The sequence below is a fragment of the Providencia sp. PROV267 genome (assembly GCF_028477825.1).
In the GTDB taxonomy this organism is placed as follows: Bacteria; Pseudomonadota; Gammaproteobacteria; order Enterobacterales; family Enterobacteriaceae; genus Providencia; species Providencia stuartii.
In genome coordinates, this window is the sequence record NZ_JAMPLX010000005.1 from 147,041 (window position 1) to 170,241 (window position 23,201).

Genomic DNA, 23,201 nt, shown 5'->3' on the forward strand with positions numbered 1-23,201 from the left:
GCCACATCATTCATATCGATAAAATAATAATCATTTGATTGATTATTTTATTTACAATATTTATCTATAAGGGGGGAGTTTTGTTAGAGAATAATGTTTTTATTGATAGGATAAATTAAAAAAAGCGTCATAATCACAAAAACCCAATACTATCAATTAGTTAACAATCATTTTTTACTTGCTTTATTAAATACCACTATCGTTTTTTGATCATTAAAATAGTGGTTTCAAGCAGTAAGGTGATTAAATCATAAAAGATAGCAACAAGGTGCCCATACTCTCAATCATGTTTTCCTGGCAGAAATACTCCAATGGGTTAAAAATCATATTTATGGTATTGATAATGGAATAACCTAGTAGGTCAGTTATATCAACTGTTGGCATACTCATTCCTCATTTTGATGGCTCTCAGCAGGATAAATAATCCAATTAAAACTATCAATCAGAATCGTGTTAAAACTCATCTATTAAATACACCACCTATTTATCCCCTTTGTCAATATTATGTCATGACTAAAATACAATCGATAAGCTAAAAAATGTTTTCACTGCCTTTAAATGAAAACATGCTAAATCGCCCAATAACCCTAACTTATCTTAAATTTATCGATATCAAATCGTGATTATTTCCTGACGTTTTAATTATAATAGCATCACAATATAATTAAATTACCTATATAGTGGTTAATAGAAGGCTTATTTAGAATACGCGAGATATTTTATTAAAAGAATAAAATTGTGAAGCCGATCAATGTGAAAACCACTATAAAAAAGTTAAGTATTAACACTTAACCTTATTTCCACACCAACTTAATCATTGATGTTTTAATAATAATTCCAGCATGAAATATTCTTATTAGAAAGGATAAGAATAAAAAATAACCCATTCAAATCAATCAGATGAAAACAATATCCATTGCCTTTTATATCTCTTTATTATTTTAATTTAAATATTTCATCGTAATAATAAATTTTATAAATTACTTTTTACGGCCCTGCATTAAAAAAAGATAAAAATCAGCCAGTTTGATAATTTGGTGTAATATTAAATAGCACAAATAGCTAATAAAAACTTCAATAATTTATTTAAATCATATACACTCAGCATGAAACGATAAAAAGGAATTGTTATGTTTAGATTTTTTGAAACATTTTTTAATGAGCTGTCCAATATAATGACTGCAAATAGCCGACGTATCATTGTGACAATCTTAGCTGTCGCAACGATTTCAACAACAGTAACCATGGAGTCTATCAACATCTATTTTATAGCCGCATTTATATTTATTAGTTTTTCACTATATCTACCTGAAATATATAAATTTATAATGAACAGGGTAAACTAAGTAACGTTGAATACATTGAGCTATAACATTTGACTTTGTCTTTTTAACAACACACATGCACCTGTTTTTGCCGTTAGTTGATTAAAAATTACGTATTAGCACCTAATTCACTTTTTACCATAAATCAAAAGAGCAATACGTAATCAGTAAAAATAACTATCAATAGTCACTAAGCACATCAGCAAAGATAAAAGCCTGCGTATTGTTATCCTTAAAGTCAGAGTAAATACCTACGACCCGCCTTAAATACAGTTAGCTTCATTTGTAATGATGCTCAATCGCTGTTTCTTCCTTTAAATACCTATTAACCATGGCTGCTTTGTCACCTCACTTTCTATATCTTACGACAACCAATCAACCGATATAAATTTCTACCATCATGGTACATCACCATATTACTACTGCGTCAAAAGTAGCTGTATCCGTTAGCGTAAATACAATCATTCCTTTCTCCATAGAAAGAGATAAGAAATTAAATGGCCCCATTAAAGGATTAACATATTTTGTATTTTCCTTTACACGAATGAGATGACTCCCCTCCTGCATGGATTCTCGAATGCGCTAATAGCGGCCTTATTTAGCATTAGCATGAGGGAATAGATTGCAGAAAGCAAAAAATGCCCTCACAAGGAGGGCTGTTATCAAATATGGGTCGGATAACTTAAAATCGATTTAATCTAAAATCTGTAAAGGCTAAATGGTTTCACATCCAATGAAGGTTCTTTACCTAACAGTAGATCTGCCGTGATTTCAGAAGAAACAGGGCTTTCTGTCATACCCCAACCTGTCGCGGTGTTAATCACCAGACCTGGGTATTCATTAACTTGAGAAATGATAGGATTCTCATCTGGTGCTATCGCCATCGCACCACTCCACTGGTCGATAAGTTTAGAGTCTTTAAATGCAGGGAACTCTGCTTTCAATTTCTCTAATGAAGAATTTAGCTCAGGAATATCTGGCAGTGCGGTCATATTCCTATTTTTCTCAAACGGAGAAACTTCGTCTAGCTCCCAGTGTGTCGGTTGTGTAAATGAATTAATTAACTGTTCATTTAATGAAATGTGTACTGGGAAATCTGGCATTGATAGCAATGGCAGATATTTATAACCATAGATAAATGATTCTTTTACGACTGGAGCAACGATCACACGAGGCGAAGTCGCATAGGTGCCATCAGCTTGCTCACGGAAGAAAATGTTACCTGGTAAAGCGACGTTACCACCCGGTGCAGTAGGTGAACCACTGATCAATTGCTGAGATTGGTAAGCCGGTAATGTTGGTACGTCAACATTCAGATTTTGCATGAACAGTCTAGACCATACACCGCCAGCAACAACCACTCTAGAAGTTTTAATCGCACCTTTTTCTGTCACAACATCAGAAATTGCACCCGCTTGAGTTTCTAAGCCTCTTGCAGCACAGTTTGTGTAGATCTTAACCCCAATTTTTTTAGCGTATTCCGCCATAACAAAGGTTGCAATCTCAGCATCTAGGCTACCTGAGTCTTCTTCAAAACCGGCGATTGTCCAATTTGATGTAGCTCCACGAAGGCGCTGATTTAATTCATCACCTTCAATAATTCTAGTTTTGAATGGAATATCTGAACCGACATTCTTACTTCTTGTATCAATCCATTTTCTGACGTGATCTAAATCTTCTTCATCAAGAGGAACTTCTACGCGCCCTTGAGTACGATAGCTAGTATCGACACCCACTTTCGCATTCATTTCTCTCCAACGCTGTTTACCAATATGATGAAGCAGGAATGTCTCATCAGGCATTTTGTAAGTAATGACTTGGCCATAGAATCTAGAAGATTGTTCGCCAGCAATATTCCCCTTCTCAACGATTACAACAGACAAGCCGCGTTCAACAAGATTGATAGCGGTCATAATACCTAAAATACCAGCACCAATCACAACAACGTCAGCTTGCTTAGGTAGAGGACCTGCGGTTCCTTCAACAAACCCATGTCTTGGTGTGCCAGGAACAAATCTACCTTCTCGAGTTAACATCGGGGTTAAAATTCCCGCCCCACCAGCCACGGCTACAACAGCCCCGCCGATAAGAAACTTTCTTCTAGTTATTGCCATTTTAAAACATTTCCTTTTATCAAATGAACGTCAGTATCTAAATAATAAGATCATCATTTAATTTTTATTTGTAACGTAATTGTATTCTAATTTAGATTAAAATTAAATTTATTTGTTAAAAATTATTTTTAATGAATGTTTATTCATAAAATAAAAATAGAATATTAACTAAATAAAACTGAATACTTTTTAGACAAATAGCAATGCAAAACCCTATTCTATCAATATCGGAACTTCTGCAAGATATAATATATTTAGCGCTAACAGAAAAATGACAAGTCACTATAAATGAATAGTTATTTTCATTATTTAAAAGAAAAACACTTGGTCGCTAGGGAGAATTTGTAACATCTGTAGGAAAATTAACCTATCGTAGACCTACGATTTGGGCAATATTAAAGCTAACAGGATACGTTATTTTACTTAAGTATTTTATCAATTCATTTTTAGCTTAATATATCAATAACCATTAAAAAAAGGGGGACTCTTGAATCACTCTTACGGATATTATTGACCACTTATTAATTAAGGTCTTTTTATGCCATCGCACTTTAATCTCTATTATTTTAAGATTAAATTTCACACTAAAATTAACCTTATTCTTTGAGCTGTTATGACGAGACTATTCATGTTAGTTAAAGCTATTTAATGGTTATCTCATATCTCACCACAATTTAACCTACAGTGGTTACGTATTGTATTATCAGTACCTAAACCCCGACTTTCTTCGAATCAAAGAATAAATTATATTGATATAAAACTGGGAGCTAGAACAAATAATAGGCGCCCTTTGTCAACCTTTTCTCACTCATTCATTTTCATTGCTAGGCCTAGCTTTGTCGGTATTTCCCTTTCAAGGCTGATCAAAAAAATCATGCTTAAAAATAAGGTGGTCTAGAGAGGTGCTGATCTGATATCAACTAACTGTGCTATATTCAATTTAGTCTGATATAAAAATCCCCCAGTCCGAGTTAGGAGCTTCCTCCTAACTCATTGGATATTAAATGATGGCACAACAATAATTCTTTTTGCCTATAAGAAGTGATTGTGATGAAACTTATTTTTTATATTTATTATAAAATTCTTCACCGCACATCACTTTAGTAAAGTCGCTGCCAACGGTCATTACAGATAAAGGCTTAACTTTATCGACATAGATAAAGTGGTTTCTAATCTTATCTTTTTCTTTCACTGGTTTTACTTGACCATTTTCTATTTGGTCAGAGTCATAATTCACACAATACCCAATTGTGTTAGCCGTTTTTTTATCTTTTACCACCATGATTTCATTATATTTAAAACGATAACCTTGGTTGTCTTTAGCTAACTGTTCTTTCGTTTTATCGCTTCTCGCAAAAGGGCTTGATACGCGATATAGAGCATCAGCATATTCAGCATCCATTTTTTTGCTGACAAACTGTTGATCAGCAGAGCTAGCAGAAGCGTAAGTCACACCCTGCTGTGTTGTTTTAATACTATATGCTTCCCATTCCTCTGACTCTTGAACAACTGGGTTGGCGTCGCTCAGAATATTCGCGAATTCACCCCACATATCATTATTTGAGCTACAGCCTGTAACCAACAATGTGGCGGCGCTAAGTACTGTAATTGAGAAAATATGTTTTTTCATTTTTACCCTAAAAGTTAAGATTAATGGTACGCGATAGATTTGTAACCAATGATTTTTAAAGTATTTTCATTGTATCTAGGAAATAAATAATCTGCAAATAGGTGCCTTAATATCAATTACCATTAAATTTATCAGATAAATTAAGCATAGAAACTACAAGGTAATAAACAAACTATCACATCAATTTAATCCGATATTTAAAAATAAAATTTCTATCAATAGCCCTAATGATGGGCACTGAGTTTATATAAAAAGTCGACGGAGGTTGTGATCTGTCTCTTTCCTACTCTCCATTTGTTCATCACGACAAAATGAAATTTAAAATAAAAACACACATCATTATTAAGTATTAATAACTAAATTTGTCAGATATATCTTAATTCTCACTTCATTAAAAATAAGAAATATCCTACTCACCAAGAGAATTAAATACTATACTTTGATTTTTATTGTTCGTATGCAGCATACGATGGTCAGTAAAATTAAAGGCTGGACATTCATGTTTTCTCTACGCGGCTACGCATTATATTTTTATATTTTTTCTATCCTCTTTTTTATCGCACCGCTTGTCTATGTCATAATAAATGAAGATAAAAATAACTTACTGACCTTCTTAAGCAGCCTTACAATAATTTTTTATGTTATCGTCTGTATGGCAATATTTTTTTAAATTAAGGTAATTAGCAAAATAAAATTCGCTATTTTTATAGTCTCCTTCTTTGTGCGATACACGTTTTTTAATATTCTTTGCCTTTTCACCTTCTTAAGTCATTTTTCAGTATCGAGGTATTCAGACTAGCCAATGATTAAGCGATAAGTTCAATAACAGCATTTAGTTTCGCCTTAGCCCAGAGGTTAGCCAGCTACCACAGTCACAGCGATCAATTAACGTCACATTTTAAGCAAAGGCTCTGCTTGAGCATGCCAATCTCAGTTAACTCTTATTTAAAATATTACCCCTCTTTTTTATTATCTGACTTATCTCTTACATTGGATTCTTACAAGCAAGGTACGAATATGGGCGTTTCTATTTATTATTCCGCAACAAAAAAGACTCCTTTCAATTTTGAAGAAAAAAATACGTTTGAAACCATGGTAAATCAGTTGAATCAAGCCTTTCCATACAAAGAAGATGCGGAGACTCTCTATTTTTATGAAGAGCCATCAGATCAATTCTTACTACAAGGTTCAACAAAATTACCACTTGATGATGAGTCCATTTTGCTCGAGTCTATCGATTATTGGTTAGATTGTCTTTCGCAATTAACTCTAGCGTTTTCGACAGCACAATGGAGTGTTAGCATCGAAGACTCAGAAGCTACATGGGTTGATGATCATTGGGAAATGTAATATTACGGGTAATCTAGAAATAGGATTATTTGCTATAATTAATTATTCCTATTCCCTCTCTTACCAATAAATACCCTTTATGTTTGAAGTACCAAATAATTAAAAAGACCCAACCAATGCGGGTCTTATATTATAGGGGGAATCCCCCTTATCTTGCGTCACCATTTTCTAAATATAGAGAGAAGGCTCCCCATCAGGACGAGTTTTAAACCTTCTATGCGCCCACAAGTACTGCTCTGGTGCTTTCATTATTTCTTTCTCTAGTACAGAGTTAATTGTCGCGGCATCATGTAGCGTATCGCTAGTTGGGTAATTGACTATTTCTTTCCCTAGCACCAAGTCATAACTAATACCATTACGGTTACGTAGCAGTGTGACAGTTAATGTTGGTGAGTGAGATAATTGAGCAAGCATTGATGTACCTTTTGACGTTGAAGTATTTTTGACTGAAAAAAACGGAGCAAATACAGTTCCCTTTCGACCAAAATCTTGGTCAGGTGCGAACCAAATGGCCTTGCCACTTTTTAATTCTTGAACCATAAATCTTAAATTTTTACGATCAATCATTCCTTTGCCAGAACGACATCGACCCTTTGTTTGAATATATTCCATTGCTTTGTTGTTATGTGGTCGATACATCGCATTTACAGGAAAGCATAGCCCCATAATTCTGCCACCTAACTCCAGCGACATAAAATGAACCCCAACGATAATTACCCCTTTATTTTTGGCAATAGCTTCTTGATAATTAGATATTCCTTTGACTTGAAAGAGCTTTTTAATTCTTTTATCACTCCAGAACCACGCTATTCCGGTTTCAAATAACGCAATACCTAGCGATCTCAAGTTTTCGATAACTAAATCGTCTATTTCTTTGCGGTTTTTATTTGGAAAACACAATTCTAAGTTTCTTTTTATAATGGAAACTCGTCTTTTAATAAAATACTTCGAATTAACCCCCAAAAATGCACCAAGCCGAACAAGCCATTTATAAGGGAGTTGAACCAATAAAAATAAAATAACAATTCCTAACCATGTTGTAGCGTATTTGGGATGGAGTAACTTTAGGGAAAACAGGTTTTTAGCGTACATATGTATCTCAACACTTCGTCTTTGCGATATGCAATGTAAGTTAGACAGTTATTCTTATTTTTAATTCAAAAATTTCATCAATCCGCCATCGTCTATTTACCCTTTGTTTTCAATAAGATAAATGATAGAGAAAAGATATCAATCACTTTGTAATGATTGATTTTATATATCACGCACCTAATGTGTATAAAAGTTTAAATCACCATTTAGCGAAGACATATCAAAAATAGTTAAAAACACTAACTCATCATACCCCTAATAATAGCTATGAGTCTTATCATCTATCAAATTTTCTGCCATTTGTTGATTTTAAATAGGCATATTCACTATAGGGAAGTCTGATAATAATATTATCTTTATCAATAGCGCTTCCTAACATTGTCATTCTACAGAGTAAATTAACCTTGCCGACTCTCTGCATACATAATCCGTCAGGACTTTCAAAAAAACGCATATCACCTTTCTTCCACATAACAACAGTGACACCATCCGGTATTGCGCCTATTGGCTGAACAGTAAAAATTGTCAGCTTATTATATGCAAATACAGATATTGCACTGATTAAAACAATAAATATTATTAGTATTTTCTTTATCATTTAACAGCCTATCATCTCGCCAGTATTTGTTATTGTGCACGTATTCCCTTCGCTATCAGATGTATGGCATCCAGAGCTGTCACACCAACTTTTTATCGAGTATTCATTGCCTTCACTATCAACTGAAAAGACTTCAGATGAACCATCCGCATAGTCTCTTGAGCCAGATGTTATTGAATATGAGTTACCTTCAGTATCATACGATTCAATAATATTATCGCCTTGTGCATTAGTACTCGATCTTGTACATGCTTGATAGGTACTATCACCTATACACTCCTCTGCCATTGCCGCTGTTGATATAAATGCCACAATAAGCGTATAGATTGTTTTATTTAGCAGCTTCATCCTGCCTCACCGATTAATTTTATTATTTAAAGGAATTGCACTGTTTTAATAAACTAGAAATCTCAATAAATATAATCTAATTATTAATCTTAAAATAGCGAAAAAAGAAGCCTGTGCAGCTTATTGGAAAGCACACAGGATAATCATTTATCATTTTTAGGCTACCTATACGGCAGTACACGTTATATCCTAAGTTTAGTTACTGTTCCTGTATTTCTAAGCTGCCTATACGGCAGTACACGGGTTAGTTCCCTGCATTAGATGCCTCCCGTTTTTCTAAGCTGCCTATACGGCAGTACACGAACTTCTTCTGCAACATCAACAGGAGATCAGTTTCTAAGCTGCCTATACGGCAGTACACGCGCTACTCATGCACCAGTCGGGATTTACTAGTTTCTAAGCTGCCTATACGGCAGTACACACAGTGATTTACCAGTGGTGTCTTTTAATTCTTTTCTAAGCTGCCTATACGGCAGTACACCTCTCCTTTTTCCTTGATTCCCCATGCTTTATTTTCTAAGCTGCCTATACGGCAGTACACTATAAACTATCAGGAAAAAACCTTCGTGCAACAATAAATTATGGCTAATTTGTGCAAAATACCTTATTTTTTAGAGGGTATCATAACACTTTGTTTTTAAACAGAATAAAATTTCAATAAAAATAGAAGGTAAAATAAGATAACTATCACGCATCTTCCCCCCCTTCTTACATCAAAAGAGATAGAAAGAGCCTTATTAGAAGCTGCGGATAAAACAATCTCTTCAAAAGTAATAGTGACATTTTAACCTTCGCTTGATTAATCAACTTATTACAATAAGGGCCATTTTAATGTATCTATTAAAATGGCCCTTATTGTTAACTCATTCAACGTATAAACTTAATCAGTAATTTCATTCCGTTTTACCGATTTTAAAGGTTATGGATTGGTTTTGTGTACCGTGCCATGACGACTTTACAAATAATCAAAAATACTGCCTTACTTGCCATAAGGGCATTTGGTCTATTCCAACAAAGAATGTCGCTGATAAACATTAACCTACAACAATGATTTCAAAGCATCATTTACTTTATTCTGCACCCTTGTTTATCAACGACAACTTCACCATCTTCTTTGATAAATTCATTTTGTTGCTGATTAGGTAATATATCTAACACGACTTCAGAAGGCCGACACAACTTTACGCCTAGCGGAGTGACGACAATCGGCCTATTAATCAGTATCGGGTACTGCAACATAAAATCAATGAGTTGGTCATCTGTATAGCTATCTTGTTCTAAATTTAATTGTTCATAGGGTTCGACATTTTTTCGTAATAACGCCCTTACCGTGATTTTCATATCGGCAATAAGTTTTACTAACACATCTCTAGAGGGTGGTGTTTCTAGATAATGAATAATCGCCGGCTCAATACCACTATTGCGGATCATTGCAAGGGTATTGCGTGAAGTGCCACAATTTGGGTTGTGGTAGATGGTGATCTCATTCATTGGGTTATCCTTAATTTAACAATGAAAGTCGAAGCACTAAAGCAACGAGTGTGACAATGAGCACAGGGATCGTCATGATAATCCCTGTTTTAAAATAATATCCCCATGTAATGGTCATGTTCTTTTGTGATAACACATGTAACCACAACAATGTTGCTAAGCTACCAATTGGTGTAATTTTTGGCCCTAAATCTGCGCCAATTACATTGGCATAAACCATTGCTTGCTGAATTACCCCTGACGCTTCACTCCCTTCAATGGATAGAGCACCAATTAATACCGTTGGCATGTTATTCATTATGGATGATAAAAATGCGGTAATAAATCCAGTTCCCAGAGTTGCTACCCATAACCCTTTATCGGCAAGGTAATTGAGCGTTTCAGAAAGATAATCGGTTAACCCTGCATTTCTTAAGCCATAAACCACCAAGTACATACCTAAAGAGAAAATGACGATTTGCCACGGTGCACCACGTAAGACTTTTTTGGTATTAATCGTATGGCCTCTGGCTGCAATCACCCAAAGAATTAAGGCGCCAATTGCAGCAATAGCGCTAACAGGAATACCTAATGGTTCTAAGACAAAGAAACCGATGAGCAACAGCACCAATACAAGCCAACCTGCTTTAAACGTTGTCATGTCCTTAATGGCTAAAGCAGGCTCACTCAATTTAGTCATATCATATTGCTTAGGAATATCTTTACGGAAAAACCAATGCAGCATCACTAACGTTGCAATAATCGCCGCGATATCCACTGGCACCATAATTGAGGCATATTCAGTAAATCCAATATTAAAGAAGTCCGCAGAAACAATATTCACGAGGTTTGAAACGATAAGCGGTAAGCTCGCTGTATCTGCAATAAAACCCGCCGCCATGACAAACGCTAACGTCGTGCCTTTGTTGAAACCAAGTGCTAGTAACATCGCAATCACAATGGGCGTTAATATCAATGCCGCACCATCATTGGCAAATAAGGCTGCAACAGTTGCACCAAGCAATACGATATAACTGAATAACAGCCTTCCTTTACCACCGCCCCACTTGGCAACATGTAATGCCGCCCATTCAAAGAAACCACTTTCATCTAAAAGTAGGCTAATAATAATCACTGCAACAAATGTCGCGGTGGCATTCCAAACAATGTTCCAAACAATCGGAATGTCTTGAAAACTGATCACACCAAAGATCAGTGCTAATACAGCCCCTACTGTAGCACTCCAGCCAATACCCAACCCTTTGGGCTGCCATATAACAAACGTAATCGTTAGAACAAAAATTAATGCGGCAATAAACATAACAACCTCGTTTAAAAGGTGCTTTCGTGCACCTTTTATTTTCTAAAAATAAAACTTATTCTGCGAGCTGACTTAATGCGGATATCCCCACAGGCTCAGTCTCAAGTAAAGGAACGATAGCAACACGTTTTGCTAACGTTGATGCCACCTTTTCAATCTGAACGACTTCCTGCTCTGCCCTTGAAAGTAACAATGGTGAGGTAGTTTCCGTGATAGATAGGCTATTATTAATTACCCACGCCCACGGATGTATATCTGCCCGTATTAAGTCATTCTGTAAGTTTTCCGCCTCAAGCACAGGCGTTGTTTCAGCGAGTGTCGTAATAATGACTTTGGTGCGCTCAGGATCTTGTAATTGCATCATAGGGGTCAAAAAGTGGCCTTTTTTGCCCATTTTCTTAGCAATTTCTTTATGATATGCCCCTGTTGCATCAAGAAGTAATAATGTATGTCCAGTCGGTGCAGTATCCATGACGACAAAACGTTTCCCTGCGTCTCTAATGATGCGAGAAAAGGCCTGAAACACAGCAATTTCTTCAGTACATGGAGAGCGCAAATCTTCCTCAAGTAATGCACGCCCCTCTGCATCTAAATCTTTCCCTTTTGTTTCTAAGACATAATTACGATAGCGTTCAGTTTCGGCGATGGGATCAATTCGGCTAACTTGAAGATTGGGTAAAACACCATCAAGTGTTGATTCAACATGAGCAGCAGGATCTGATGTAGTCAGATGCACATCAAGCCCTTTTTCTGCCAATTTAACCGCTATTGATGCTGCAATCGTTGTTTTCCCAACACCGCCTTTGCCCATTAACATAATCAGCCCATGTTGTTGCTGAGATATTTCCCCAACCAATTCTGACAAGGAGGGTAAAGAAATAGGTTGTTTTGTCGGAGTAATGGTTGAAAATTGTGGCATGTCATTCGATAACAACTGCTTCAATGCATCGACACCAACCATATTGATATTTTGTAAATAAAGAATATCAATGGGTAACGAACGCAATGCCTCAGGCAGAGACTTTAATGCGGCTTGCTCTCGAGAGTAGAGTGCATGGGATAACTTATCATTTTCAGTCATCGCCGTTTCCGGGAAAACACCATTTATAATCAATTGTTGATTTTTGATACCCAGAGAAGACAATTCACTATAGGTCCTCGCAACCTCCCTCAAAGCGGCTGACTGAGGACGTGCAACCAATACTAACCTTGTTAGTGAGTTATCACTCAACGCTTGCACTGCCATGCTGTACTGCTCACGTTGTTTTTCAAGGCCAGACATTGGGCCTAAACATGTCGCACCGTCAGGATTGTCACTAATAAAATCACTCCACGCGCTCGGGAGTTGTAATAAACGGATGGTATGCCCCGTAGGTGCGGTATCAAAAATGATATGGTCAAATTGGCGGGTAATTTCGGTATTGGTTAACAATCCAGTAAATTCATCGAAAGCCGCAATCTCTGTGGTACAGGCGCCTGATAGCTGCTCCGTAATGCTTTGAATTACCGCTTCAGGTAAATTTTCTTTGATTGGATTAATAATTTTATTTCGATATTCTTCGGCAGCAGCTTGAGGGTCTATTTCAATGGCAAATAGGTTTGGAACCAATGTTATTGGCTGAATATTGTTGCCAATCGATTGAGAAAATACCTGCCCAACATTAGAAGCCGGATCCGTACTCACCAGTAAGACTTTTTTCCCTTCCTCTGCCAACTTGATTGCTGTCGCACAGGAAATAGAGGTTTTACCCACCCCCCCTTTTCCAGTGAAAAATAAATAATTAGGTGTGCTGTCTAAAAAATTCATTTTATCGCCCCTGTTAACAACATGTTTTGTCATTACCGCAACACGACTTAACTGTCTCCACCTTCTCAATATTCAGGCGAATACCAAACCATCTTGCTAGCTCATGACGTTTAGGGTATCGACCTGTCAGCACAATCTCACCATCAAGAATAAAGAGTGGGAGTGATTCGGCGCCAGCAGTTTCCAGAAATGTTTTTACTTTTATGTTGTTAACAAATGCCATAGGCTCTTGCGCTAAATTAAAACGCTTTACATTCGCTCCTTGTTTTTTTAACCAATCTGCATCTGTTGCAAAGTCCACTAATGCTTGATCAACTTCTGTTCCACAAACGCCAGTGCTACAGCATAACGCGGGATCAAATACTTCGAGTTTTTTCATGTCTCAACCTTATATATGATTTTTCGAATATGTTAATTTAAAAAATTTTATATAGAACAGCGATTAGCAGATTCTTTTTTCTCTAAGCTTTTGAGTAAATCTGCGACTCTATTTTTCTCTGTGGCATAGGTGACATCAATGATACTTTTTACCCACGGTAGTAATGCCGGAGATAGCCGATAATGAACCCATTTCCCATGTTTTGAATCGAGTAGAAGACCCGCCTCTCTAAGCATTGCTAGATGTCGAGAGGTCTTCGGTTGCGATAAATTTAAGGCCGTATAGATATCACAGACACATAGCTCACCGGATGCTTTCAAAAGCAGCACGATATCGAGCCTAGTTTGGTCGCCTAAAATTTTAAACAGTTGTAATGGTTCCATGTGTACCTCTTTAGCCTTTTCTTTAAATTATACCTAAAAAACACATACGTCAAATCGAATATGTTTTATTTATAAACCATTTGTTCCTTTTTGTACTAGTTGATAGAAAAGGTAAGAATCAATGATGATAATACCACGCTAACTCTCTAGCTTGGCTCAACGATTCAAATAAATAAGCAAATCAAAAAATTACGACAAAACGAACCATTAAAACGCTCGATAAAGCCATTTTGCTGTAGCTTATCGGGTTGAATATGGCATAACGCTATCTGATTATTTTCACAGTAATTCAATTAATTCACTGAATTTTAGGTATAAAAAAAGACATCAGTTGATGTCCATTGACTTCGAAATGGTACGCCCTACAGGGTTCGAACCTGTGACCTACGGCTTAGAAGGCCGTTGCTCTATCCAGCTGAGCTAAGGGCGCATAAGAGAAATGCGGCAACCTATACGGTTGATGGCGTTGAATTATACGGTTGCTACGCGCTGAGTCAATGGCTTTTCTCTACTAAAATAACTATCTGCTCATTTTATGTTACAGATTGAACTGACATTGGCGCTAACTTCTGACAAAATAGGCACATCCCCAAGTCTCATATATGGATTAAGTCACAGATGTTAGCAAAAATTATTGATGGGAAAACGATTGCGCAGACAATTCGGCAGGAAGTTGCCCAAAAAGTCCAACAACGTATAGAACAGGGCAAACGCGCACCAGGCCTTGCTGTTATCTTAGTCGGTGCAAACCCGGCTTCACAAATTTATGTCGGCAGCAAACGCCGTGCATGTGAAGAAGTGGGTTTCCTATCTCGCTCTTATGATTTGCCTGATACAACAACTGAAGCAGAGCTTCTAAAACTGATCGATGATTTAAACCAAGATACTGAAATCGATGGTATCTTAGTTCAGTTACCTCTGCCGGCGGGCATCGATAACGTTAAAGTTATTGAGCGCATTCACCCAGATAAAGACGTTGATGGGTTTCACCCTTATAATGTCGGCCGTTTATGCCAACGCGCACCACGTCTACGCCCATGCACACCAAGAGGGATTGTTACCCTGCTCGACCGCTACGGTATTAACACCTATGGGCTAAATGCCGTTATCATTGGTGCATCTAATATTGTTGGTCGCCCTATGAGCTTGGAGCTGCTACTTGCTGGCTGTACAACCACCGTGACTCACCGTTTTACAAAAGATCTTGAGCAACACGTTCGCAATGCCGATCTTTTAGTTGTTGCTGTAGGAAAACCGAATTTTATTCCGGGTGAATGGGTTAAACCGGGTGCTATCGTGATTGATGTTGGCATCAACCGCCTTGAAAATGGTAAAGTCACCGGTGATGTAGACTTTGATGAGGCCTCCAAATATGCCTCTTGGATCACCCCTGTACCAGGTGGTGTTGGCCCGATGACGGTAGCCACACTGATCCAAAATACATTGCAAGCGTGCGAAGAGTATCACGATATTTAATGAAATCAGGAGCTGTCATGGATATTTTCAGGCTTGAAGGCCACCCACACATAGAACTGTGTGATTTGCTCAAAATAGAAGGATGGGCAGAAAGCGGGGCAATGGCTAAGGCCATGATCGCTGAAGGCTTAGTGCAAGTTGATGGCGTAATAGAAACTCGCAAGCGTTGCAAAATCGCGGCAGGAAAAGTAGTTTCTATGGGCGACCAAAAAATCAAAGTTCAAGACTAAATACCAACAAGTAAGCTGATGTGCAGATCAGCTTACTTTTACCGCCATTTTCTCTATTAACATACTTTTCTCTCTCACTTACCACCGAGTCGGCTCATCTCAATCTCATCTTAAAATGAAGGCGAGTAAGCTTTATCCCACCAACGAGCTATAACTGAATAACTTATCTGTGACCGACATCCGAATTAGGAGAAATATTTGCACTCTATTCCAATAAACTATTCTTCCTAAACTAGATGATTAATTTAAGAAATTAATAGCCCAAGAATTATTTAGTCTCGAAATGTGATAATAACCGCCTATACCTATATTGCCTTTCTGCTGCACTGTGTGCCATTATCGAAAAGCAAGTTTGTAAGAGGTGCAACAACCACACCTAATAGCAACTCCTACTTGATTATGATAACAATTAATATACTTCTGTTTTCCCCCTTCAATGGGGGACTTTTTTATCTTACTTATTTTTATTTGAAAATTATATCAAGCTGTGCTGCGCCGGTTGCTTTCCCTGGTTTTTCCGTCTTATTAGGACATAGCGACCATACCAGCGGCTGAGATTGTGAAGAGCTTGCGGTTTGTGCGCCTATTTGCATGAAATTTAACCCTTGGTTATTGACAGAAAAAGGGATACTTGAAGTCCTATCCACGCAGCCTACTGCATCTGCTGCCGCATTACTGCCAATATAGCCGCGCACTAATCCCCCGATTGTGCCATCACTATAGTGTAAGCTAATTGCATGATTTCCGACGGCAGTTGATGGGGCAACAGGCTGGCCTGAAATAGCAATTTGGAAAGCTCGCCCATCATTAGCACCACAATTCACACTAATTGAAGATGTTGGATTGATAACGGGAAGCCCTTTTCTCGTATCAAATGAGACTTCTGTCGGCGTTGAAATGGAACAAGGTGGATAACTGACCGTCACTGTTCCGCTCGGAAAAATTAGATGGGAGACCAAATCACCCGATGAAGCTGATTTTATAAGATAAAGACTCGGTAACGTATAAGAGCCAGGCTTTGCATTATTACCAACATATAAAAATAACTCCCCTCGTATTGATGCCTTATTATTTTTCCTATTCGTATTCCATTGATGCTGAGTTGCTTCAGGCCAAGCAGAGCCACACCACATGGTCGACGCATTTTGTACTGGTGACGGTGTATAATTACCGTAGTTATCCCACGCCCCTTTTACAGTAACATCATGAAAAGGTCCTGATGTGCTCGCACCTGCTCCAACCGACGCAACCCCTGTTGCATTTGTACTACGAAAACCAATAATTATGTCCTGATCTACCCTATAACCTTTCATTTTACCCACCGTCATTTCATACGAGCTTGGTAAGCAATCAACCTTAGAAGAAGATGTATTAATACCAAAACCATCGGCCCTAATCGCGCTAGATGAATTTACGGCACTAATTTTTGTTAGGGTTATTTCGGCGTTCACATTACCAAGTGAAATAATCTCTTGGCCAGGCATCGCATTAAAATTTGCAGCCAACGCGACTGGATGGATAAAACCAAAGGCAATGACTGTGCTAGTCATATATTCATTAAACACTGAACTCATCATGGTTTTATATTTAAAATAATAATATTTCATGGTCAGGCAAATACCTTAATCTATTTTATAATTTCACAGGGGTACATGTATAAGTTACTTGGCGTATTGGTTGGTCTGCCTCTAACTCGATATTGGCTAAATCGAAGCGAACTTCACATTGTTTTTCTGTAGACTCCCCCCATTTAACCAATAATTTTCCTTTTTCAGGTAATCCTGTTAAATAAACCAGCCCTGAATCACCAACGATGCTGCTATAACTATCTGACGTATTTTGTAAGCTAGCTATCGCACCAAACGGCACATTGACATTATTCTTAATCAACGTCATTAACACTTGATACCCTCGTTTTGTCGCAAATTTAACCGGAACAACTGCGCCCTTACTCGGATAAATATTGATATTTGTTTGAGCAACATCGACATCATCAGGTAATGTTGTTGGGTCGATACTGATACTATTTCTCTTATAGTCAGAAAGATAAGGAGCTATACCATAACCTCGCCAATCAGAGTAAGAGGAACCATTATTAATACTGACATTCGGTGCATCCGGTAAATAAACTAATGCGACTGATTCCCCCATATTTTTTGTCAGTGTAAGTCCGCCGGAATGGAGCAGCATGCCGCCATTTGCGTTCATATTAAATGTCTTCATCTGACGACTATAACTATACCCCGCGGTAATACTTCCCTTACTTCCTTGATAACCAGCATTAATATTACTGCTATTAGCGCCATCTTTATTTTCCCAACTTTGAGAAGCGCTATAGGTAAAATCACCATCCATCAAACTACCATTTATCCCAGTTTGAATTTGCGATTTACCATTGTTATCGCGTGTATAGTAGCTAGTAGAATAAATAGACTGTAAGGAATCTGAATAACCAAATACACTAAATGGAATACTTATGTTAAAGGAAATTTGTCTATTCTCAGGCCAATTTCCGTTATCATCTTTAACCCTATCAATAGTAAAGTTACTGCCATAAGTTATCCCTTTATAGCTATTACTGTAGCCAATCGAACCTCCAGTTTGGGTTCTAGAGCTTCCCCAATAATCATCACGCGTAGCTCGAAGGTAAATTGTTCCCCATTCTCCCATACGCTGGCTGACTTGAGTTTGGAAACTACTACGCCGTCTTTGCATTGACCACGGGTAAACCCCGTCTTCAAGCTGATAACCTTCAGAGTTAAATTCACTAAAATTATAATAGTTACGTGTTGAATAACGTAATGCGGTGAGATCTACGGAGGTTCCCGTATTCATCATACTTTTCGAGTAACGAAGGCGATAAGACTGCCCCGTTTTCCGTGAGTTGTGATTTAATTTTGCAGCAGAAGCCGTGATATCAAGAGAAATGGCACCTACGTTGCCTAGTGAAATACCCGTTCCTACGTTTGCAGCTTGGTAATCTTCAGCAGCTAATACACCACCATAAACTGTGGTGTCATAAGGTAACCCATAAACAGCCGTTCCTAATAAAAAATCGGCCTCGCGGGATTGATTCGTCACATTACCGTCATAACGTCCAACCGTAACTTCATATTTCCAGCCACCGGGCCTTAGCATGACAGGTAATGATGAGTAAGGCACAATGAACTTCCGTTCAGTACCATTTGCCTCAGTGATAGTGACATCATAGTCACCTGAAAGCCCTGCTTCTTGAATATCATTGATGTAAAAAGCACCTGGAGCGACATAGGTTTCATAGATAATATTCCCATTTTGGCGAACGGTTACCCTTGCATTACTATTCGCAACCCCTTCTATGGGTGGAGCATAGCCCCGTAGCTGGCTTGGTAGCATCTCTTCGCTAGAACTCAATTTTATACCGCGAAAAGGAACACTATCAAAAACATCACTCCCCGTATTATTTTCACCAACTAACAGCACAGAGCGCAGTGGGAATAATTCGCGGTATAAATATGTATTCGTAAAACGGGTATAGTGCTGGTTATTATCTTGGTTATCACCACCATCCGTTTTTATTTGGCTATGGGTGATCGTGCTCCGTAAACGCCATGCCCCCGCGTTCAAACCAGCTCTTACTGTTGCAAAGAAGTTATCGGTTTTTCTATCTGAGCTATACCGTGAACTATTTTCAGTATGCCCATAACTTAAATTATAATTCGCAATAAGTGCCGGGATCCCATAATCCAATAAGTCAGGATCGAGTACCTCAGTATGGCTCGATTTCATTGCTATCTGCGGAATACTGATTTCAAGTTCTAGAATAGAAATATCAAAATGTGTTGATGCATCTGAGATCAAAGCCGGCAAATTATCAATCGGGTAATCTAACGGCAAATCCTTTGTTGTAGGAAGTTGCTTAATATTAACGCCATGTTTTTCTAGTAGCTCAGGTGTTAATACTGGAGAAACAACGCCTTGTTTATTTTCCTTAAATGTAATTGGAAGTTGCCCAATACCGACCTTATTAATATAAACAGAAACGAGATATTCACCCGGAGCAATACTCCCTTTTTTAGAATACACGGATAAATCAACTTGATCGGTTTCTCCCATTGCTTGTAAAAAAGCAGGATCAAAATAATCTTCTGCGGTAGCGGAGTGAATGCTTAACATCAAGCACAACGCAATAGGATGCCATGTAAACTTAGCTGGACTTACGCAAGCAGGTAGTGTGTGCTTATTTCTATTCATATTTATATCCATTGACTTATCAATAGCAAAATTAAGCCTAAAGCAGTAAGTGCTCTTTTTTACTTATATTCATTTCAATAACGAGTTCTGAAATAATTACAATAAACGCGTATATTGCTGTGTTACTCCACCATCTTGGTCAATTAAACTCCATTCAAGCTCACCTTTAATATTCTCAGGTAATGGATACCGCTGTTGCCCCATAGGTGGAACCATTTCAAATAGAGATAAAGAGTCAACATCTTGATTGCCCACTTTTATTGAATAAAAAGTGACATAATAAGGTGTTGGATTTTTAACAACTAAAGAGTCCTTATCACGAGAAAAAACTAATTTTTTTGATATTTCATCAGTACCATATTTGGGTAAACCACTTGGGCGATAAAAAAGTTTTAAATGATTCTGTGTCGCAATAATCATTTGTGACTTTCCTGTATGGCCTGTTTCTTTTTTCTGATTAGGTATCGCCTTAATGTTAAGAATAAATAGTGACTCACGATCTTGCGGCATTTTATGATTAATTGATTTAATCATTAATACGACCGCGTCTTTTTCATTTATTTTTTCTAATGGCGGCAAAACAATAAAATCAGGCTTATTAAGTCCATCATCATTTGGGTTTACAACTTGAGATTGCAATAAATAAGCCATATTACTGTAATTAGTCACTTTAAAGGGTACACCTTTTTTCGCAGACTCTGGATAAATGACCCTTGTCGATTGCATGGCAATGCCATCATGCTTCACCATATTTTGCCCATAAGATGAAAGAGAAAATAACCAGAAGCAATGAAAAATAAACAAAGTAAACCATGATGAGCGTCTCATTATTTTCTCTCCGTATGACCCATTAAATAATGATACTCTCGACTTTCCCCACCAAAATCATTAACAACTCGCCAAGTTACCTCTTTAGCATTTTGGTTGATGTGATATTTTATTTCCGAAAACGGTGCAACCATCATTCCATTATTTTGATTATCAATTTGTTGTCCATTCACCTTTAACGAAGAAAAGGTCTGAAAATAGGCTGTTGGGTTATTTACAACTAAAACATTTCCTTTTTGTTGAAAAGTGAGTTGTGATGCTGACGAATTTACACCCTTGATAATACTTTCAGGGCGATAAAATAGTTTAATCACCATTTGCAAACCAAAAGAAACTTGTGAGTAATTATCACTCTCCTCACTTAATCCTTCCTTAGGTATACTCGGTATTGCTAAAAAGCTTAAATAGAAAACCGATTCCCTATCTTTAGGTAGATGCTTTATCTGATTAGGAACAATCACTACCGTATTTTGACTTTGTGGCTCCATTCTAAATAATGGTGGATTTACTAAAAAGGGAGCCTTTTCTAAGCTATCAGGTGAAATAAGTGCATTAACTTTAATTAAATAGGTATTATTGCTACGATTTTGAATCGTTGCTTTTGTGTTTTTATCGGTCTCTAAAAAGATCACACGCGTTTGATTCAATAACACACCGCCATCCGCAATAGCGCTATTAAATAGAGAACTAAGCAATAATGTTAATAAAGCTAAGAAATATTTCATCATCGTTTTCAGTCATAAAGAAATTGAAAAGTTACGGTGCTGTGTAATTTCCCAGCTTGTAATTCGCCACTACAATTCCCGCATGAAATTGTTGCCGTAAATGGTATTTTGGTTTTATTCAATATTGATAGTGGACTTTCTGCCACCCAATTAGCATTAATTAATCCTGTTTCGGCTACATTAGTATTTTTCTTGAAATAAGTATTTCCTTCAGTACTAAGTAAAAAACCATACCCTTTAGTAGTTGAGCTTGCTGAGTTCACATATAGATGACGCCCACCAAGGGTTTTGCTTTCCCCCGTAACTTTAATTTTCGGCGTATAGTGTGTTAACCCTTTACTATCACAATCAATAAAGTCTAAGGTAAATTTTTCTTGTTTAGCTGTACCATTTTTAACCTGAGAGGTCGAAATATTAGCGCCATTATTAAACGCAATAACTGGATGACTAACGCTAATTTCACATGTGCCTTGAAAGTATTCAGCTGAAAAATTTATTTGAACTGGTGCAGCCTTTGCTAAGGGTAAATAACTCAATGTCAGTATCATCAAGCTAATTTGCGTCACCCGCTTTAATTTCTTATACAATGTAAAAAAATTCTGCACAGTGGCCCCTTACTTTTCACTGAAAAAGAACGGTAAATGTAATATTGGCTTTTAAAAAATCAGGGGTAACTGTGTTATCCACGCTTACAAGCCCAATCCCAAAATACTCGGTACTTGAAAATTGGTTCGATGAATTTAGCGGTGTTAAAGCCACCTGTTTTCCTTGATTTTCTAGCGCGTCACCATTATAGAAATCATTTAATCCAAGCTCTTTTTTACCATGCTGGATCATAAACCCTGTACCATTAGGCGTACTGTCTAAAAAAACTTGATTATTACCGCTATAAGGCGTTATGCCTTTTAATGTTAATAACGGTGTGGTATTTCCCCCTTCACAGGTCACTTTTGCTGAAATAGGTTGAATTTCAACTGTTGTTTTTGCTGTTGGGAAACTAGCAACCGAATAAGGCTTAAAATGTAGCGCCTTATCTGATAATTCAATGGAACAACTACCATCGACTAAGGAAGCCGACAAATCAACTTCTGCAGTACCTACCGCATATAATTGGCCAATGTTAGTTAGCATCAGCACAAAAAAGATCGAGGAAGACTTATTGAACCCAACCATCGAATTGATCCTTTCCGCCAAAGTCATTGATTGCGCTCCACTGTACTTTGCCTTTTTGGTGAATATCTTGATACAGCATGTCACTAAAAGGCGAAATCATGGTATTACCTAATTTAGGCTCCAGCTTAGCGAGCTTATTGCCCACTTTGATTTCACTGAGCGTAATATAATAAGGTGTCGGATTGGTCACCTTTAAGCCATTATTTTGCAAAGAGAACTTCAATAAGCCCATTGCCTCTTTTTGGCTGACAGAAAACTGAACAGGTCTATAGAATAATTTTATTGTGTTTCCCGTTGCGATTTGCAATGAGCCTACTAATTTGGGGGTAGAGTTATTATCTAACCTATCCGTTGCAGGTAACGCTATTGCTCTAAAATAAAAAATAGACTCACGATCTTTAGGTAAGTCATTTTTAACTTTTAGAATTTTAACTTGATTCAAGTCACTCGGTTCTAAACGGAACATTGAAGGTGTGGTGATAAAATTATTTTGCGCTATTTGCCCCTGTACATCACGGTAAATTTGCGTACGAACTAAATAAGGAGTATTCGAATTATCTTCACTTTTGATAGTAATATTAGCCCCTACATTATCCTGACTTTCATTATAAATTATACGAGTTCCATGCAGCACGATCCCCGCCATTGCTGAAGTTGTACTCAGTAATAATAATATGGTTCCGATAACTCTAAATACTTTTACTATCATTTCCCTATCC

The 23,201-nt window shown here is 37.3% G+C and carries 21 protein-coding genes, 1 tRNA gene, 1 pseudogene and 1 CRISPR repeat array; of the genes and pseudogenes, 4 read left to right on the forward strand and 19 right to left on the reverse strand.

The genetic code is table 11. From position 1 onward, the window contains the following. Positions 1 to 2,023 precede the first annotated feature (2,023 nt). Positions 2,024 to 3,439 carry an NAD(P)/FAD-dependent oxidoreductase gene (locus PR709_RS03885; protein WP_004922269.1) on the reverse strand — a complete coding sequence of 472 codons (1,416 nt, stop codon included), beginning with the start codon at positions 3,437 to 3,439 and terminating at the stop codon, positions 2,024 to 2,026. A 1,057-nt stretch (positions 3,440 to 4,496) separates the two neighbouring features. Further along, positions 4,497 to 5,069 (reverse strand): hypothetical protein, encoded by a 573-nt coding sequence (locus tag PR709_RS03890; RefSeq protein ID WP_004922271.1) that lies wholly within the window; start codon positions 5,067 to 5,069, stop codon positions 4,497 to 4,499. Positions 5,070 to 6,086: 1,017 nt separating this feature from the next. Between PR709_RS03890 and PR709_RS03895 the strand changes: the two genes are divergently transcribed. Next, the gene (locus tag PR709_RS03895) at positions 6,087 to 6,419 is read left to right on the forward strand and encodes a hypothetical protein (RefSeq protein ID WP_004922279.1); all 333 of its coding nucleotides are present in this window, start codon (positions 6,087 to 6,089) and stop codon (positions 6,417 to 6,419) included. Between the two features lie 168 nt (positions 6,420 to 6,587). Here PR709_RS03895 and lpxL read toward each other — a convergent pair whose 3' ends face one another. From lpxL to PR709_RS03910, 3 genes are all read right to left on the reverse strand, one after another. Then, entirely contained in the window at positions 6,588 to 7,511 is a 924-nt protein-coding gene (lpxL, locus tag PR709_RS03900; RefSeq protein ID WP_004922282.1) for an LpxL/LpxP family Kdo(2)-lipid IV(A) lauroyl/palmitoleoyl acyltransferase, read from the reverse strand. 277 nt (positions 7,512 to 7,788) lie between these two features. Next, positions 7,789 to 8,109: a hypothetical protein gene (locus tag PR709_RS03905; RefSeq protein WP_004922284.1), complete on the reverse strand. Its 321-nt coding sequence runs from the start codon at positions 8,107 to 8,109 to the stop codon at positions 7,789 to 7,791. Further along, positions 8,110 to 8,457, reverse strand: a complete 348-nt coding sequence (locus PR709_RS03910) for a hypothetical protein (RefSeq protein ID WP_004922288.1) — start codon at positions 8,455 to 8,457, stop codon at positions 8,110 to 8,112. Between the two features lie 153 nt (positions 8,458 to 8,610). Continuing rightward, a CRISPR array of direct repeats spans positions 8,611 to 8,999; the repeat unit is 29 nt; unit sequence TTTCTAAGCTGCCTATACGGCAGTACACG. 379 nt (positions 9,000 to 9,378) lie between these two features. On the opposite strand from PR709_RS03910, the gene PR709_RS19535 reads away from it, so the two are divergent. Then, on the forward strand, positions 9,379 to 9,495 hold the full coding sequence (locus PR709_RS19535) for a putative zinc ribbon protein (RefSeq protein ID WP_115113469.1): 117 nt from the start codon (positions 9,379 to 9,381) through the stop codon (positions 9,493 to 9,495). Positions 9,496 to 9,522: 27 nt separating this feature from the next. Here PR709_RS19535 and arsC read toward each other — a convergent pair whose 3' ends face one another. The 7 genes and pseudogenes from arsC to PR709_RS03945 all read right to left on the reverse strand — a co-directional run bounded on the left by arsC (position 9,523) and on the right by PR709_RS03945 (position 14,247). Then, positions 9,523 to 9,948, reverse strand: a complete 426-nt coding sequence (gene arsC / locus PR709_RS03915) for a glutaredoxin-dependent arsenate reductase (RefSeq protein ID WP_014656469.1) — start codon at positions 9,946 to 9,948, stop codon at positions 9,523 to 9,525. Between the two features lie 10 nt (positions 9,949 to 9,958). Beyond that, positions 9,959 to 11,248: an arsenic transporter gene (locus tag PR709_RS03920; RefSeq protein ID WP_004922295.1), complete on the reverse strand. Its 1,290-nt coding sequence runs from the start codon at positions 11,246 to 11,248 to the stop codon at positions 9,959 to 9,961. A 55-nt stretch (positions 11,249 to 11,303) separates the two neighbouring features. Next, positions 11,304 to 13,055: an arsenical pump-driving ATPase gene (arsA, locus tag PR709_RS03925; protein ID WP_060560878.1), complete on the reverse strand. Its 1,752-nt coding sequence runs from the start codon at positions 13,053 to 13,055 to the stop codon at positions 11,304 to 11,306. Between the two features lie 13 nt (positions 13,056 to 13,068). After that, the gene (arsD, locus tag PR709_RS03930; protein ID WP_004922301.1) at positions 13,069 to 13,434 is read right to left on the reverse strand and encodes an arsenite efflux transporter metallochaperone ArsD; all 366 of its coding nucleotides are present in this window, start codon (positions 13,432 to 13,434) and stop codon (positions 13,069 to 13,071) included. 47 nt (positions 13,435 to 13,481) lie between these two features. After that, positions 13,482 to 13,817 carry a metalloregulator ArsR/SmtB family transcription factor gene (locus PR709_RS03935; RefSeq protein ID WP_004922304.1) on the reverse strand — a complete coding sequence of 112 codons (336 nt, stop codon included), beginning with the start codon at positions 13,815 to 13,817 and terminating at the stop codon, positions 13,482 to 13,484. A gap of 127 nt (positions 13,818 to 13,944) precedes the next feature. Continuing rightward, a pseudogene (locus tag PR709_RS03940) lies at positions 13,945 to 14,110 on the reverse strand (integrase core domain-containing protein); the annotation flags it as partial. 60 nt (positions 14,111 to 14,170) lie between these two features. Then, positions 14,171 to 14,247: transfer RNA gene (locus tag PR709_RS03945), tRNA-Arg, on the reverse strand. 188 nt (positions 14,248 to 14,435) lie between these two features. Between PR709_RS03945 and folD the strand changes: the two genes are divergently transcribed. Continuing rightward, positions 14,436 to 15,293 (forward strand): bifunctional methylenetetrahydrofolate dehydrogenase/methenyltetrahydrofolate cyclohydrolase FolD, encoded by an 858-nt coding sequence (gene folD, locus PR709_RS03950; RefSeq protein WP_004922311.1) that lies wholly within the window; start codon positions 14,436 to 14,438, stop codon positions 15,291 to 15,293. A gap of 17 nt (positions 15,294 to 15,310) precedes the next feature. Next, the gene (gene ybcJ, locus PR709_RS03955) at positions 15,311 to 15,523 is read left to right on the forward strand and encodes a ribosome-associated protein YbcJ (RefSeq protein ID WP_014656527.1); all 213 of its coding nucleotides are present in this window, start codon (positions 15,311 to 15,313) and stop codon (positions 15,521 to 15,523) included. A gap of 464 nt (positions 15,524 to 15,987) precedes the next feature. Here the strand turns inward: ybcJ and PR709_RS03960 are convergent, their stop codons facing one another. The 7 genes from PR709_RS03960 to PR709_RS03990 form a co-directional block, all read right to left on the reverse strand. After that, positions 15,988 to 17,130: a hypothetical protein gene (locus PR709_RS03960; RefSeq protein ID WP_272570734.1), complete on the reverse strand. Its 1,143-nt coding sequence runs from the start codon at positions 17,128 to 17,130 to the stop codon at positions 15,988 to 15,990. 25 nt (positions 17,131 to 17,155) lie between these two features. Beyond that, positions 17,156 to 19,756 carry a fimbria/pilus outer membrane usher protein gene (locus PR709_RS03965; RefSeq protein ID WP_272570735.1) on the reverse strand — a complete coding sequence of 867 codons (2,601 nt, stop codon included), beginning with the start codon at positions 19,754 to 19,756 and terminating at the stop codon, positions 17,156 to 17,158. A gap of 96 nt (positions 19,757 to 19,852) precedes the next feature. After that, positions 19,853 to 20,584, reverse strand: coding sequence for a fimbrial biogenesis chaperone (locus PR709_RS03970; RefSeq protein WP_014656529.1), 732 nt, complete (start codon positions 20,582 to 20,584; stop codon positions 19,853 to 19,855). After that, complete coding sequence (locus PR709_RS03975; protein ID WP_272570736.1) at positions 20,584 to 21,312, reverse strand: fimbrial biogenesis chaperone; 729 nt, start codon at positions 21,310 to 21,312, stop codon at positions 20,584 to 20,586. Before PR709_RS03975 ends, PR709_RS03970 begins: the two co-directional genes overlap by 1 nt. Positions 21,313 to 21,317: 5 nt before the next feature. After that, positions 21,318 to 21,914 carry a fimbrial protein gene (locus PR709_RS03980; RefSeq protein WP_014656531.1) on the reverse strand — a complete coding sequence of 199 codons (597 nt, stop codon included), beginning with the start codon at positions 21,912 to 21,914 and terminating at the stop codon, positions 21,318 to 21,320. A gap of 16 nt (positions 21,915 to 21,930) precedes the next feature. Continuing rightward, positions 21,931 to 22,482 carry a fimbrial protein gene (locus PR709_RS03985; RefSeq protein WP_004922332.1) on the reverse strand — a complete coding sequence of 184 codons (552 nt, stop codon included), beginning with the start codon at positions 22,480 to 22,482 and terminating at the stop codon, positions 21,931 to 21,933. Further along, positions 22,466 to 23,191 (reverse strand): fimbrial biogenesis chaperone, encoded by a 726-nt coding sequence (locus PR709_RS03990; protein WP_272570737.1) that lies wholly within the window; start codon positions 23,189 to 23,191, stop codon positions 22,466 to 22,468. The genes PR709_RS03985 and PR709_RS03990 overlap by 17 nt, the downstream gene beginning before the upstream one ends. Positions 23,192 to 23,201: the final 10 nt, after the last annotated feature.

Coding starts and splice junctions, on each gene's coding strand:
- arsA (WP_060560878.1), bottom strand. CDS start 13,055: ATGAATTTTTTAGACAGCACACCTAATTATTTATTTTTCACTGGAAAA.
- PR709_RS03985 (WP_004922332.1), bottom strand. CDS start 22,482: ATGGTTGGGTTCAATAAGTCTTCCTCGATCTTTTTTGTGCTGATGCTA.
- lpxL (WP_004922282.1), bottom strand. CDS start 7,511: ATGTACGCTAAAAACCTGTTTTCCCTAAAGTTACTCCATCCCAAATAC.
- PR709_RS19535 (WP_115113469.1), top strand. CDS start 9,379: ATGGATTGGTTTTGTGTACCGTGCCATGACGACTTTACAAATAATCAA.
- arsD (WP_004922301.1), bottom strand. CDS start 13,434: ATGAAAAAACTCGAAGTATTTGATCCCGCGTTATGCTGTAGCACTGGC.
- folD (WP_004922311.1), top strand. CDS start 14,436: ATGTTAGCAAAAATTATTGATGGGAAAACGATTGCGCAGACAATTCGG.
- PR709_RS03905 (WP_004922284.1), bottom strand. CDS start 8,109: ATGATAAAGAAAATACTAATAATATTTATTGTTTTAATCAGTGCAATA.
- PR709_RS03885 (WP_004922269.1), bottom strand. CDS start 3,439: ATGGCAATAACTAGAAGAAAGTTTCTTATCGGCGGGGCTGTTGTAGCC.
- PR709_RS03890 (WP_004922271.1), bottom strand. CDS start 5,069: ATGAAAAAACATATTTTCTCAATTACAGTACTTAGCGCCGCCACATTG.
- PR709_RS03975 (WP_272570736.1), bottom strand. CDS start 21,312: ATGATGAAATATTTCTTAGCTTTATTAACATTATTGCTTAGTTCTCTA.
- PR709_RS03935 (WP_004922304.1), bottom strand. CDS start 13,817: ATGGAACCATTACAACTGTTTAAAATTTTAGGCGACCAAACTAGGCTC.
- PR709_RS03920 (WP_004922295.1), bottom strand. CDS start 11,248: ATGTTTATTGCCGCATTAATTTTTGTTCTAACGATTACGTTTGTTATA.
- ybcJ (WP_014656527.1), top strand. CDS start 15,311: ATGGATATTTTCAGGCTTGAAGGCCACCCACACATAGAACTGTGTGAT.
- PR709_RS03970 (WP_014656529.1), bottom strand. CDS start 20,584: ATGAGACGCTCATCATGGTTTACTTTGTTTATTTTTCATTGCTTCTGG.
- PR709_RS03895 (WP_004922279.1), top strand. CDS start 6,087: ATGGGCGTTTCTATTTATTATTCCGCAACAAAAAAGACTCCTTTCAAT.
- PR709_RS03965 (WP_272570735.1), bottom strand. CDS start 19,756: ATGAATAGAAATAAGCACACACTACCTGCTTGCGTAAGTCCAGCTAAG.
- arsC (WP_014656469.1), bottom strand. CDS start 9,948: ATGAATGAGATCACCATCTACCACAACCCAAATTGTGGCACTTCACGC.
- PR709_RS03990 (WP_272570737.1), bottom strand. CDS start 23,191: ATGATAGTAAAAGTATTTAGAGTTATCGGAACCATATTATTATTACTG.
- PR709_RS03960 (WP_272570734.1), bottom strand. CDS start 17,130: ATGAAATATTATTATTTTAAATATAAAACCATGATGAGTTCAGTGTTT.
- PR709_RS03910 (WP_004922288.1), bottom strand. CDS start 8,457: ATGAAGCTGCTAAATAAAACAATCTATACGCTTATTGTGGCATTTATA.